Source organism: Bacillus sp. CZDM1 (genome assembly GCF_055502545.1).
On record NZ_JBUESO010000003.1, the window covers coordinates 349427 to 362693 of the forward strand.

At 41.0% G+C, this 13267-nt stretch carries 11 protein-coding genes; 10 read left to right on the top strand and 1 reads right to left on the bottom strand.

Annotation, left to right across the window (positions count from 1 at the left end):
* The first annotated feature begins 3 nt into the window (after positions 1 to 3).
* From ACY3XC_RS09415 to ACY3XC_RS09440, 6 genes are all read left to right on the top strand, one after another.
* Positions 4 to 732, top strand: coding sequence for an SDR family NAD(P)-dependent oxidoreductase (locus tag ACY3XC_RS09415; protein ID WP_464868290.1), 729 nt, complete (start codon positions 4 to 6; stop codon positions 730 to 732).
* Between the two features lie 31 nt (positions 733 to 763).
* Positions 764 to 1210: a GlcG/HbpS family heme-binding protein gene (locus ACY3XC_RS09420; protein WP_464868291.1), complete on the top strand. Its 447-nt coding sequence runs from the start codon at positions 764 to 766 to the stop codon at positions 1208 to 1210.
* A gap of 6 nt (positions 1211 to 1216) precedes the next feature.
* Positions 1217 to 2593, top strand: coding sequence for an FAD-dependent oxidoreductase (locus ACY3XC_RS09425; protein WP_464868292.1), 1377 nt, complete (start codon positions 1217 to 1219; stop codon positions 2591 to 2593).
* Between the two features lie 420 nt (positions 2594 to 3013).
* Entirely contained in the window at positions 3014 to 3859 is an 846-nt protein-coding gene (locus ACY3XC_RS09430) for an aspartate/glutamate racemase family protein (RefSeq protein WP_464868293.1), read from the top strand.
* A gap of 36 nt (positions 3860 to 3895) precedes the next feature.
* Positions 3896 to 4690, top strand: coding sequence for an electron transfer flavoprotein subunit beta/FixA family protein (locus tag ACY3XC_RS09435; RefSeq protein WP_464868294.1), 795 nt, complete (start codon positions 3896 to 3898; stop codon positions 4688 to 4690).
* 13 nt (positions 4691 to 4703) lie between these two features.
* Positions 4704 to 5684 carry an electron transfer flavoprotein subunit alpha/FixB family protein gene (locus tag ACY3XC_RS09440; protein WP_464868295.1) on the top strand — a complete coding sequence of 327 codons (981 nt, stop codon included), beginning with the start codon at positions 4704 to 4706 and terminating at the stop codon, positions 5682 to 5684.
* Positions 5685 to 5785: 101 nt separating this feature from the next.
* On the opposite strand, the gene ACY3XC_RS09445 is transcribed toward ACY3XC_RS09440, so the two are convergent.
* Positions 5786 to 8368 carry a rhamnogalacturonan lyase gene (locus ACY3XC_RS09445; RefSeq protein WP_464868435.1) on the bottom strand — a complete coding sequence of 861 codons (2583 nt, stop codon included), beginning with the start codon at positions 8366 to 8368 and terminating at the stop codon, positions 5786 to 5788.
* A gap of 388 nt (positions 8369 to 8756) precedes the next feature.
* On the opposite strand from ACY3XC_RS09445, the gene bglB reads away from it, so the two are divergent.
* The 4 genes from bglB (at position 8757) to ACY3XC_RS09465 (ending at position 13160) form a co-directional block, all read left to right on the top strand.
* Positions 8757 to 9842 carry a beta-galactosidase BglB gene (bglB, locus tag ACY3XC_RS09450; RefSeq protein WP_464868296.1) on the top strand — a complete coding sequence of 362 codons (1086 nt, stop codon included), beginning with the start codon at positions 8757 to 8759 and terminating at the stop codon, positions 9840 to 9842.
* A gap of 26 nt (positions 9843 to 9868) precedes the next feature.
* Positions 9869 to 10696 (top strand): sugar phosphate isomerase/epimerase family protein, encoded by an 828-nt coding sequence (locus ACY3XC_RS09455; RefSeq protein WP_464868436.1) that lies wholly within the window; start codon positions 9869 to 9871, stop codon positions 10694 to 10696.
* 30 nt (positions 10697 to 10726) lie between these two features.
* Positions 10727 to 12046 (top strand): Gfo/Idh/MocA family protein, encoded by a 1320-nt coding sequence (locus ACY3XC_RS09460; protein ID WP_464868297.1) that lies wholly within the window; start codon positions 10727 to 10729, stop codon positions 12044 to 12046.
* Positions 12047 to 12128: 82 nt separating this feature from the next.
* Positions 12129 to 13160: a glycoside hydrolase family 88/105 protein gene (locus ACY3XC_RS09465; protein ID WP_464868298.1), complete on the top strand. Its 1032-nt coding sequence runs from the start codon at positions 12129 to 12131 to the stop codon at positions 13158 to 13160.
* The last annotated feature ends 107 nt before the right edge of the window (positions 13161 to 13267 follow it).

The following is a 13267-nucleotide window of genomic DNA, read 5'->3' on the forward strand; positions in this document are numbered from 1 at the left end:
ACTTTGGATTTAAAAAATAAAGTTGCATTTGTAACTGGCGGCGGCAGGGGAATTGGTCGGGAAACATGTATACTCCTAGCAAAACAGGGAGCAAAAGTAGCTGTTTTTTCTCGCAGTTTAACAGAAACTTCGGAAGTGGCTGCTTTTATTAGGGAAGAGCTAGCTGGCGAAGCCATCGCTCTCTCGGGTGATGTACGCTCTGAGGATGATGTGAACAAAGCTGTTCAGGAGACGGTAGAAAAACTCGGAAGTATTGATATTTTAATCAATAATGCCGGTGTCATGCTGCTAAAGCCATTCGATGAAACGGCAGTTGAAGAGTGGGACTTTATCCAAGAAGTCAATACCCGCGGTGTATTTTTATGTGCGAAAGCAGTAGTACCGCAAATGAAAGAGAAAAGAAATGGTGTCATTATCAATCTATCATCCATTTGGGGAACAAAAGGCGGTCCCGATAGAAGTGCCTATATTACTTCGAAATGGGCCGTAATTGGTTTTTCCAAAGCATTAGGAGAAGAGTTAAAACCGTTCAATGTTAGAGTAAATGCGGTCTGTCCGGGTCCAGTTGACACAAAGATGATGGAGGATATTGCTCCGGATGCGAATAAAGATAATTGGCTGCATCCAATTGACATGGCAAATGTAATTGTTGATTTATGTCTGCCAAAAATGAAAGCCGTATCGGCGACAGTAATTGAAGCTTTTGGTAATGGAAGACCTGTAAATTTATAAACTAATATGTTGATAGAAAAGGGGAAAGAAAATGGAAAACTTTACAACAGCCATTGAATCAAAAAATATTAGCTTAGCTTTAGCAAGTAAAATGCTCGAAGCTGCATTAGCAAAGGGACAAGAACTAGGAATGCCGTTTAGTATTGCAATTGTCGACAAACCAGGTAATTTAAAAGCATTTTATGCGATGGATGGTGCTCCAGTTCTAAGTCTTGACATCGCTCAAAATAAAGCATTTTCTGCTGCCGCTTACAATCGTGCCACACACGAATGGTATGACAGACTGAAGGATGATCCTCCATTGCTCCATGGTATCGTACATACACCTAGACTCGTTATTTTTGGCGGTGGATATCCAATCAAAATCAATAACGAATTAATTGGTGGAATTGGGGTTAGCGGAGGACATTATTCTCATGATATGCAGGTCTGCCAAGCAGGCTTAGAAGTGTTAAAAGCCTTTGAATCAGAGGAGTGATAGCATATGGAATGCTATGAATTGATTATATTAGGCGGCGGACTTGCAGGAATGTGTGCAGCAGTTGAGGCTGGGGAGCAGGGCGTTAACGTCCTGCTGCTTGAAAAGCAGGATGAACTTGGCGGCAGCACGGTCCTCAGCTCAGGGTATATGGCATTTGCAGGGACGGATATGCAGGAGAAAGCAGGAATCATTGATTCAACAGAATCACTATTAGCTGACATGGTGGAAGTTGGCGGTGGAGTAAATGATAAAACCCTAGTTGCGGCTTATGGCAAGCAACAGCTAGAAACCTATCAATGGCTGGTTGACCACGGTGTTGAGTTCAGATCGTTGGAAGCGGTAAGTGGTCATAGTGTTCCACGTGGGCATATTATTGATCCTCATCAAGCAATCCAGTCCTTATACCGAAGGGTTAAGCAGTTACCAAACGTGACAATTTGCTTTAATGCTCCAGCACGACGACTACGTAAGAATGCTGAAGCTCGGATTGACACGGTATTATATGAGGCCGAAGGTGCAGAGAAAAAAGCGCTCGCGACTAAAGGGGTATTAATTGCCTCTGGAGGGTTTGCTAAAAGTGAAGAGCTGCTTGGTCATTTTGCACCGCAATTAAAGGGGGCATTAAGGATAGGTGGTGCTGGGAACCACGGTGACGGAATTCGGATGGCTTGGGAACATGGTGCATGGGTCCAGGATCTGCCGTATTTAAATGGAACGTACGGTTTCCATCCAAGTGCAGCAGGACCGGTAAAGTCGCAGGGATTGGCTTTTTACAAAGGTGCAATTATGGTTAATCAGTTTGGCAGGAGATTCGTTAATGAGTCTATTTCTTATAAATTATTAGGTAAGGCAGCTTTCGAGCAGCCGGAGCAGATTAGTTATCAGGTTTGGGATCAGACTGTCATGGATAAGAGTGTATTTGATGATCCCCTCTATGACTTTGAATTGTTAAAAAGACGCCGACTGCTATACAAGGCTGATACCTTGGAGGAATTGGCAGATTGCATTGATGTTCCAATAGAAGTATTGGAAGATACCATTTCTAGATATAATCAAGGTGTTCTTAACGGAGAAGATCCAGACTATGGCAGAAATTCTTTGACACATAACTATGGAAAACCAACACCAATTGAAAAAGCCCCATTCTATGCATTCGAATCAACGGTCGCTATGCTGGCAACCTATGCAGGTGTGTCTGTCAATGCTGAAGCCCAGGTAGTAAATTCTTTCGGTGAGCCGATTCCAGGATTGTATGCAGCGGGAGAAGTAACTGGCGGATTCCATGGGGCCGGATACATGACGGGAAGTTCGTTGGGGAAGGCAGCTGTATTTGGAAGAATAGCAGTTAGGCAGGCATTAGCAGAAAAAGCAGTGATTTAATTTTTTGTGATTGGAGGAACGAAGATATATTGGAGAACTCCATTTTATTTTTAAAAAGGCTTTTTTTGGCATAGATTGATGTTACTTAAGGTTCCTTAAGGACAAATCAGATGTCCTGTCAGAAGGATTAGTCTTTAATCGAGGGTCTTAAGGACAAATCACACAACTCGTCAGAAGGATTAGTCCTTAATCAAGGGTCTTAAGGACAAATCACACTGCCTGTCAGAAGGATTAGTCTTTAATCGAGGGTCTTAAGGACAAATCACACAACTCGTCAGAAAGATTAGTCCTTAATCGAGGGTCTTAAGGACAAATCGCACATCCCGTCAAAAGGATTAGTCCCTAATCCAGAGTCTTGTACAAAAGCATCAAGTTTATGAAATATCCATATACAAATCTATGAAAAAGGAGGTCTTCTGTATGAAAATTTGGCATCAAAGTCTTACAACTATTGACCGGGTTCCCCATTATCGGGATGCAATCATCAAACATGTAAGCAGGATTGCTCGCCAGGATGTCGAGGTGGTTTTACATGGCATGTCGGAAGAGACGTATCCTTCCCACTACCCTGGGATCTTTATAACCCATTCCTACCTGCAAAATCTCCACCGGGAACAGTTCGTACGAGCTGCACTTACAGCTGAAAAAGCCGGGTACGATGCAATGTTCATTGCAACCATACCGGACGTAGGGCTTTTGGAAGCACGTACGTTGGTAGATATTCCTGTAGTGGGGTATGGTCAAGCCTCTTTCCATATGGCATCCATGCTTGGGGACCGTATAGGAGTAGTAAATTTCCTAGCTCCATTAGCAGATCAACTCCGTCAGAATGCTGACAAGTATGGATTAGGAGGAAAACTTGGTCCAATCGCTCAAACTGAGGTGGGCTTTGACGACATTATGGCCGGATTCAATGACCCTGAGCCGATCATTGAATCCTTCAAAAAAGCAGCGGAGGTGGCTATCGCAGAGGGAGCCGATGTAATCATTCCAGGAGAAGGTCCAATGAATGTCTTTTTAGCGACACATGGAATTTCTAGAATTGGCGATGTGCCAGTGGTTGACTCCTTTGCGGCTGGAATCAAGATGTGCGAGTCACTTGTAGATTTGCGCAAAAATTCCGGTGTCTATATGACCCGTCGTGGATTCTACAATGCAAAGCCACCTGTTGAGGCAGTGGAAAGACTAAGGGAAATGTACGGACTCATACCTTCTCCTAATCCTAAGGACGACAAAGGGCTATCCGTTAAAGGGATAGGAGTTTAAAACGAAAAAGTGAACAAATAGAGAGGTGAAATTGAGATGCACATCGTTGTATGTCTTAAACAGGTTCTAGACCCGGAAATTACACCAAAATATTTTAAAATAGATCCCGAGACGAATCGTCCTGAGAATAGTGACACTGATTTGGTACTTGACTCTTTTGCCGAGAATGCACTTGAACTAGCTGTTCAGCTTCGTGATAAGGTTCCTGGAGCTACTGTAACAGCACTTTGTCTAGGTGATGAGGAATCGGAGAAGGTACTACGCAGGGCACTCGCCTTTACTGCGAATGCAGCTGTAAGGGTGTGGGAGGAAGAATGGGAGAATCTAGACGGACAGGCTGTTGGCCATATTCTAGCAAAAACCATTAAGTCCTTAGGTGGAGCACAACTAGTGCTGTCAGGGTATCAAGCAAGTGATATCGAGGAAGGTCTTGTTGGACCTGTGATGGCTGAAGAACTAGGAATTCCTTGCGTTACACTTGTTTCAGACCTTGAGGCGGAAGAGAATAGTGCAAAGGCTACTGTTGAAGTTGAAGGTGGATATGAGGTTGTCAGTGTTTCATATCCTGCTGTATTTACCATCATAAGCTCTGAGACAAACGTTCCAAGGCTTCCGAGGGTCAAGGATATTAGACTTGCGAGAAGTAAACCAATTGTGCAATTAGAATCAGATGATCTTAATCTTGATCATGAGCGCTGTCAACCAGGTGTTAAGCTGGAGCGGGCATACGTCCTGAATAAGGAAGTTGCTTGCGAGGTCCTGCCTGGTGATGATGGTGCTGATCTTGCTAGTGAATTAGCTAATAGGCTATTGGCACTCAAGCTTTTATAGGAGGATTTCAACTATGTCGAGAATTCTTGTATTTGCAAATCAACAGGGGAATGGATTGAGTTCAGGTGCCAAGGAAGCGCTAGCATTTGGCAGTCGCTTGGCTAGTTCAACTGGCGGCGAAGTTCGTTCTGTCACACTTGGACCTTTCGCTGAGGCCGGCGCTAAGGAAGCAATAGCTAGTGGGGCAAGCATCGCTTACACCATTGCTAATCCTTTGTTAGCTGAATATGATGTTGAACTGTTTGTGAACAGCATCCATACAGTTTTTCAACAGTCTGGAGCCGATATCCTTATCCTGTCCTTCGACAAAATGGGGAAGGATTTAGTAGGCAGATTAGCTACACGCACTGGCGCATCTGCTATTACGGAAGTAGTTGATTTTCATACCAGCAACGACAAACTAACATGGGTTCGCCCAATTTATGGTGACAAGGCATACGGGGAATACACTACAACCCGTTCTAAGGTGGTAGTTGGTCTCCGCCAGAAGAGTCAGGAGTTAGCGGAGTTTGACAAGACAGCAACGGGTGAAATCATTCCAGTAGATTATTCTCCTTCAGAAGATATAATTGTAACGAAATTAGTTGTGAAGATTCAGTCGGCTTTGTCAGATATTCGGCTCGAAGATGCGTCAATTATTGTTTCTGGTGGACGAGGTATCGAAGGTGCTGAGGGCTTCAATATGCTTCAAACACTGGCAAACTTACTGGGAGGTACTGTTGGTGCTTCGCGAGCAGCCTGTGATGCGGGGTGGGTTCCTTCTAATCTTCAAGTGGGGCAGACTGGTGCAGTTGTGGCTCCAGACCTTTATATTGCTGTAGGCATTTCAGGTGCCAGTCAGCATTTAGCAGGTATTACAAATGCAAAAACTGTTGTTGCGATTAATACAGACGCCGAGGCTCCAATCTATAAAAGAGCAAATATAGGAGTCGTAGCTGATTATAAGACTGTCATTCCGGCACTAACTGAAAAATTAAAAAAAGTCCTAGTATAATATAAAGAAGCGTTAAAAAGGTAACAGGTGCCTAATAAGCCTCTAAAATAAAAACAACCACCTAACCAATTGGCAGGGTGGTTGTAATTAATATTAAGCCGTTATTTTAATTCCAACATGTCAATTAATAATTGAGCTTTGTGTGTCAAGTTTAGTTTTGCACTAGTAGAGATGTAAGCAGCATTACTTTTATTGTTAATTTCTGATATATATTTCTCGATGAATTTTAGTGCTTGCTCTTCAGACCCTTTTTCCAAGTGGTGTTCTGCCTGTTTGAATGAATTTTCTAATTTGGAAGCTAACGGTCCAGTCAATTCATTATTTACATTATATTTTGCCATTGTTTTTTCCAAAACTGACATCAAACCTGGTGTAGAAAGATTTGGAATAGGGACCTTCGCCCAATCGGTATCACTTCCGAAGTAAAAGCTTGTATAGGAAGGCTGATTATAGGTTGTACTTTGTCTAGCTACCTCTGCACGGTATTGGGCATCATGCATTAATGTATACAATTTGTGGTTAGTAGCTTCAGTACTTGTGTAAATACGAATCGCTGAACTATCAGTTGTTCTGACTAAAAGTTCTTCTCTCCAGTCACCCATGATGTCTGCAACTAAACTTGGGTTACCCTTTGTGCCGTTATTCGTTCTAGTACCCACTGCTGTAAGAACTCTGCCTTTCTGCCAGTCTTCAATAGTGGTATCTGCATTACCTGAGCCATCCACAATTTGAGTAGTCATATCAGCAGCCCATTTAATATTCATATTTGTGCCAGGTGCAGAGGAAGAAATTTTTTCGCCTGCTGCTGTCCATAATCCTACACCTGTATTAGCCCATGTTTCTAAACCAGGCTGGGATGGATCTATATCTCCGACCATTCCTCGTCCTGTATCCTTTCCTGTATAGCCTCCAAAAAGTATTTCTCCTGTTTTTGCATCCCGTAATGAATAACCATAAGGAGCCCATGCACCGCCTTCATGTACCATAAAGATTTCCATTCCCGGCCTGTTTGGATCAATATCTGTTACATGCATCGCATCTCCATGGCCAAGTCTCGCTGTTGTTCCAGGTGCTCCACTTCCATCAGGCATTGTATCCATTGAACTGTATAATAAAGAGCCATCATCATCAATGGTCGCACTGCCGTATACGATTTCTTGTTTGCCATCGCCATCAACATCAGCTGCACTCAGCGAGTGTGCACCTTGTGTTGTCAGGGCACCAAATTCCGGATCAGTCCCGTCTCTGCCATGTGGCCCATCATTAAATGGATTACTCATTGGGGTCCATCCGCTGTCAACAGTCCAATTTTCTTTTAGTTCTTTACCATCCCAGCTATATGTAACGAGATTGGCTCTTGTGTAATAGCCGCGGGCAAACACGGCGTACGGCTTTTCACCATCAAGGTACGCAACATTCGCAAGGAAACGGTCGACACGGTTACCTGGTTCAATTCTAGACATGGCATAATCGCCCCACATCAAGCCATCATCATGTCTGCCCGGTTTGTAATCAATTGTATCCATTTCTTCGCCGGTTTCACCATTGAAGACCGTTAAATATTCTGGACCCTCTAAAATAAAGCCTTCAAACGCACGTAAATTATTCCGGGAACTTCGACCTGGTGCATATTCGTCGATGAAATAATCTGTTAAACTCTCAGCATCCGCTTTTGATAATGGGTAACTGTATTGATTATCAATACCAAAGGCTTCTTCAAGCGTGCTTGGCCAATTTCCATTTACCACTTCTTCATGCTCATGCCAGCCCATAAACATTTTTACAACATGATTATAATAGTCTTCGCTGCTCATCCGGTAATCATCTTCATTACTATATCCAGCATCGATATCCTTTTGAGGCATGGTAATAAATTTTTCAGAGGTGACATTTCCATCTTTATCAAACTTAACAATCTTAGTACCAGGTGCAGTTTTGAACATAATTTCTGATTTGCCGTCACCATCAAAATCATAAACTAAGAACTGGGTATAATGTGCACCAGAGCGAATATTAACGCCCAAGTCTATCCGATATAATAGAGTGCCGTCAAATTTATAACAATCAATATAGGTGTTGCCGGTGTATCCCACCTGCGAAACGTCCTTTGAGTTGGAAGGATCCCACTTAACAAAATACTCATATTGTCCGTCTCCATCAACGTCTCCGACGCTCATATCATTTGCAGAATAGGTATAATTTCCACCTGCAGGAGTGACACCATCAGCTGGTTTCTTAAGCTGTAAATCAACATAGGATTGCTTCCAAGGTGTAATAGTAGAACTTTGATCCAGCTCTTTTCCATCTAATACGGAACGAACATAATAGCGGGAATCGGAGTCGCCATCTTGATCTACAAAGTTGGTGCTGTCTTCAACACTTGCAATCAATTTACCATCACGATATAAATTGAAGTTGACACCAGTTAATCCTGTTTCAGAATAACCTTTCACTTCATTAGCTAATAATCTCCAGCTTAGGAATACTCCCTCAGATGTTGGTGCAACAATTAAGCCTCTGTCAAGGTACTCTAATTGGATGCCTGCTAGATTACTAGGTACATTGTTTTTCTGGACCTCAACAGCTGAAACACCAGAAACACCAGAAACACCAGTTAATAAGAGGGGCAATGCTAAAGCAGTAGATAGTACTTTCTTTGTAAAAGTCTTCTTCGAATTTGTTATCCTCCTTCATTTTTTTGATACGGTTCCTCATAAAAGATAAGAATGAACACGCTTACAAAAATTATATTTTAAATATTCCGAAAACCGAATTTAATAATCAGTTCTCTTTATCAAAAAAACAGTGCTATCTAGTAAGAAATACCGCCAAGTATGTCTATTTTCACAGCCTAATTGACCTATCAGACTACAAGTTGGATTATCATCATCAATTCTCCATGAAAAAACCGCTAAATAGAACGAGTGAAAACACTGTTTTTTAATAAAAAAAAACTGAATTTTACATTAAATACTGAAATTAGTTTAAATATAATGAAACTGTATACCCTGGAAATCTTTTTTTAAAAATAAACCTTACCAATTTTCACTACATAAGAGGAGGAATTCATAAATGCATAGACTTGAAATTGAACAGAAAATTGAACTCTTGATTGATAACTTAATTAACCTAAACGATCCAGACGGGAAATATGCGATACCGCTTGCTGATGGAAGAAAAATTGATAATAAGAGCTTTAACTATTGGGAATGGACAGCAGGTGTAGGCCTATATGGAATGATGAAATATTATAAATTAACCAAAAAGGAAGAAGTATTAACTATTATTGTCAAGTGGTTTGATGATCAGTTTAAAGAACTTCCTGTCGAAAAAAATGTTAACACGATGGTACAAATGTTAACGCTTGCATATTTGTATGAAGAAACAGGGAATCCAACCTATCTTCCATACTTAGAAACCTGGGGTGACTGGCTGTACTACGATATGCCAAGAACTAAGGATGGCGGCATCCAGCACGTTGTTTTTGGAAATGAAAATTATCAGCAACTATGGGATGACACGTTAATGATGAGCGTACTGCCTTTAACAAAAATTGGTTTATTGTTAAATAAACCGGAATATGTCGAAGAGGCTAAAAAACAATTTTTGATACATATAAAGTATTTATTTGATAAGAAAACTGGATTATGGTTCCATGGGTGGACATTTGAAGGAAATCACAATTTTGCAGAAGCATTATGGGGACGTGGAAATTCATGGGTAACGATTGGGATTCCTGAATTCCTGGATTTAGTAGAATTAAATGAAAAGGATCCCGTTCGTCAAATCCTGATTGATACGTTAGAAAGACAATTAGAAGCACTTGAAACATGCCAAAATGAAAACGGTTTATGGCATACCCTGCTGCTCGATCCGACCTCCTATGTTGAGGCATCCTGCACAGCAGGTTTTGCTTTTGGAACATTAAGAGCAGTCCGTAAACGCTATGTTGGAAAGAAATACATGGATATGGGATTAAAGGCCATTAAGGCTGTTATTGAAAATATTGATGAAAACGGTGAGTTACAGCATGTTTCAGCTGGAACGGCTATGGGGGAAACACAAGAATTTTACAAGCAGATTCCTGTCACAGCTATGCCGTATGGACAATCAATGGCGATTCTATCACTAGTAGAATACCTGCATTACAGAATATAAAAGAAGTATAGGTGGGGATGTAAATGATGAATATAGGAATAAGAGCACATGATATTGAAAACCTGCCATTGGAAGAATTAGTTCAAAAAATTGAACGTAAAGGACTTACATCTGTTCAGTTGGCTTTAAGTAAATCATTAGCGAATGTGAATACCGAGACAGGTAGTTTAAGTCCAGGATTTGCCCAGTATGTTGGAAGTGTATTCGCAAAGCATCATGTTCAAATTGCGGTAATAGGCTGCTATTTTAATATGATTCATCCGGATTCAGATGAGAGAAGAAAGGGGATGGAGCGCTTTAAAGAGCATATCCGCTTTGCCAGGGATTTTGGCTGCAGCATCGTTGCGACGGAAACCGGAAACGTAAATGCAGAGATTTTCTATACCGAAGAGAACTTCAAGGAAGAACCTTTTTTAGAAGTGGTTGAAAGTGTCACTGAACTTGTTAAGGAAGCAGAAAAGTTCGGAGTCATTGTTGGTATTGAAGCGGGAGTTAACCACCCTGTGTACTCGCCGAAAGTAATGAAGAGACTCTTAGATTCTATCCATTCCAATAATCTACAAGTAATTCTTGACCCGGTAAATCTATTAACAATAGATACCTACCAAAATCAAGAAGAGATTTTTCAAGAAGCCATGGATTTATTTGGTGACAGAGTAGTAATCCTCCATGCAAAGGATTTTATCATTGAAAACAACCAGCTAATACCAACCGCAGTTGGTAAAGGACTATTAAACTATGAGTATATTTTGAACGTTATAAAAGAGAAAAAACCATTTATAAACATCCTATTAGAAGAAACAAAAGAACCATTTATTGATGAAAGTATAGCTTTCTTAAAGGAGAAATATTAACTTTCACTGATATTACCGAGGGGGTTGACGATGAATAGAATCGTAGTTTGTGGGTTAAGTAATCGAGCATTAGGAATGTTTATTCAATCAATCGTTCATCAATTTGGTTCAAACAATCAAGTTGTAGGAATACTTGATACCGACCCGCGAAGAATAGAAATCTGCAAAGATAGTTTTTCTAAATTAAAATCTGTCCCTTCGTACAATCCAGACCAATTCCAACAAATGATTGACGAAACCAATCCTGACACAGTCATTGTAACAAGCAGAGATGATACCCATATTGATTATATATTACAAGGCTTAGAGAATAACCTAACCGTAATTACAGAAAAACCAATGGTAACAAAGGCGGAAGATGCTAGAAGAGTAGTTGAAGCAGAACAGAAAAGCAAGGGAAAAGTAATCGTCGCCTTTAACTATCGATACAATCCGTTCCACCGAAAAATAAAAGAGCTGATTCTAGAAGGAAAAATAGGCAGAGTCACTTCCGTAGACTTAAATTGGTATATTGATACCTATCATGGCGCCAGTTACTTTAAAAGGTGGAACCGCAGCCGAAATTTTTCAGGCGGCTTATCGATCCATAAATCCACACACCATTTTGACCTAGTCAACTGGTGGCTTGAGCAGAATCCAGAAGAAGTATTTGCATATGGGGCCTTAAATTACTTCGGAAAGGACGGAGAATTTAATCCAAGTCCAACCGATAACCGTTATTGTAGTACATGTGATGTGAAACTCTCGTGTGCATACTATATGCGCTGGTCAAACCGTAGAAATAATATTGCCGTTAAAGACGACCATATTACAGCCGATAGCATAGAAAAGTCGGCCCAAAACTATACCCATTATCGTCCTGATTCTTGTATCTTTGACCACGAAATTGAAATCGAAGATACGTATGTAGCCACTGTTAAATATGATAAAGGTGCATTCTTAAGCTATTCCGTAAATTTCTCGCTTCCATATGAAGGATATCGTTTAGCCATTAACGGAACGAAAGGAAGAATTGAAACCACTGAGTTTCACGAACCTAGCCGAATTCCATTTTCTGTTCCAGAACAAACAATTGAGTTCTATCCATTATTTGGCGGGGCAAAAGAGACCATTCATGTTCTCCAAACCGGAGGGGGACACGGCGGCGGAGACCCTGTATTGTTAGAGGACCTCTTTATGGGAGTTGACCAGACTCGTTCTTACTCCATCTTAGCTGGTGCAGAGGCAGGAGCATACTCAATTGCAGTTGGTGAAGGTGTATGGCGTTCCGTGAAAGAAAATAAACCGATGAAGATTAAGGAATTATTAAATAACAACGTAGATCTCTCTTTGCAAAAGTCTGTTTTTTAGAGCTTTTGGTGACCGCTGAACCCGAAAAATCGAGATAGAGGGAATCAATGAGCCTTTTGGTTCCAAATTAAGGAGGATAAGTATGCCACGGTTAGTACTTGAAGAAAATAAGGTATCTCAGGCAATTGATACGGTTGTTGAAAGAACTTTTAATATGGATTTTAGTTGGGATTGGCCAGGAGGTGTTGCTTTTTTTGGTGTAGCCGAAGCATATGAAGCGACCGGAGAAGAGAAATACCTTCAAAAGATTAAGGAATGGGTTGATGCAGAATTAGAGGATGGGCTGCCAAGGTTAACGGTAAATGCCTCCTCGATTGGTCACGTGCTATTAACTCTATACAAAGCGACCAATGATGAAAAGTATATAGAGACAGCAATAAAAATGGCAGATTATCTCCTTCATGATGCAGAGAGGTTTGCGGATGGAGTATTGCAGCATACTGTAAATGGCACGAAATATCAATTCCCAGAGCAGGCATGGGTCGATACCATGTTTATGGCCGGATATTTCCTTTTGAGAATTGGGCACATGTTAGAAAGGGAAGATTATTTTAACTTTGGATTAAAGCAATATCATGGTCATGAAAATTTTCTTCAGGATGATAGGACAAACCTGTATTATCATGGCTGGGATAACATCGCCCAAAATCATATGTCCAGTATTTTCTGGGCACGGGGAAACAGCTGGGCTGCTTATACAATGGCCAGAGCACTAGAACTTATCGAGGTTCAGCATCCATCATTTATGGTGATTCAGGGTTCGTTGCGTGATCAGTTAAGCGCATTAGTAAGATTACAATCAGATTCAGGTCTTTGGCATACGATTGTTGACGACCCGGACTCTTATTTAGAAACTTCAGGCTCAGCCGGGATTGCTGCAGCACTGTTAACGAGTGGGAAATTATACAATAAATATACTCAAAAAGCAGTTGAAGCCATTCTCAGCCAAATCAAAGATGATGGTTCTGTTATGGGGGTTTCTGCAGGAACGGCTGTAATGTTTGATGCCGATGGATACAAAGAAGTCCCTTATAAACGTGTACAGGGATGGGGACAAGGACTAGTACTGGCCTTTTTATCGTTACTATTAAAAAGAGAAAATAGACAAGAGTAAAAAATAACCTGTGGAATAACTGGATGTTCCACGGGTTATTTTGCAGGTAGAACTCTTATTAGTTAAGAGATTAAGAGATTAATAGAAATTACTGATAAAGGAGGATT

What these genes read in the sequence shown, in the direction of transcription:
- ACY3XC_RS09425 (WP_464868292.1), top strand. Translation starts at nt 1,217, where the DNA reads ATGGAATGCTATGAATTGATTATATTAGGCGGCGGACTTGCAGGAATG.
- ACY3XC_RS09435 (WP_464868294.1), top strand. Translation starts at nt 3,896, where the DNA reads ATGCACATCGTTGTATGTCTTAAACAGGTTCTAGACCCGGAAATTACA.
- ACY3XC_RS09430 (WP_464868293.1), top strand. Translation starts at nt 3,014, where the DNA reads ATGAAAATTTGGCATCAAAGTCTTACAACTATTGACCGGGTTCCCCAT.
- ACY3XC_RS09440 (WP_464868295.1), top strand. Translation starts at nt 4,704, where the DNA reads ATGTCGAGAATTCTTGTATTTGCAAATCAACAGGGGAATGGATTGAGT.
- ACY3XC_RS09420 (WP_464868291.1), top strand. Translation starts at nt 764, where the DNA reads ATGGAAAACTTTACAACAGCCATTGAATCAAAAAATATTAGCTTAGCT.
- bglB (WP_464868296.1), top strand. Translation starts at nt 8,757, where the DNA reads ATGCATAGACTTGAAATTGAACAGAAAATTGAACTCTTGATTGATAAC.
- ACY3XC_RS09465 (WP_464868298.1), top strand. Translation starts at nt 12,129, where the DNA reads ATGCCACGGTTAGTACTTGAAGAAAATAAGGTATCTCAGGCAATTGAT.
- ACY3XC_RS09460 (WP_464868297.1), top strand. Translation starts at nt 10,727, where the DNA reads ATGAATAGAATCGTAGTTTGTGGGTTAAGTAATCGAGCATTAGGAATG.
- ACY3XC_RS09455 (WP_464868436.1), top strand. Translation starts at nt 9,869, where the DNA reads ATGAATATAGGAATAAGAGCACATGATATTGAAAACCTGCCATTGGAA.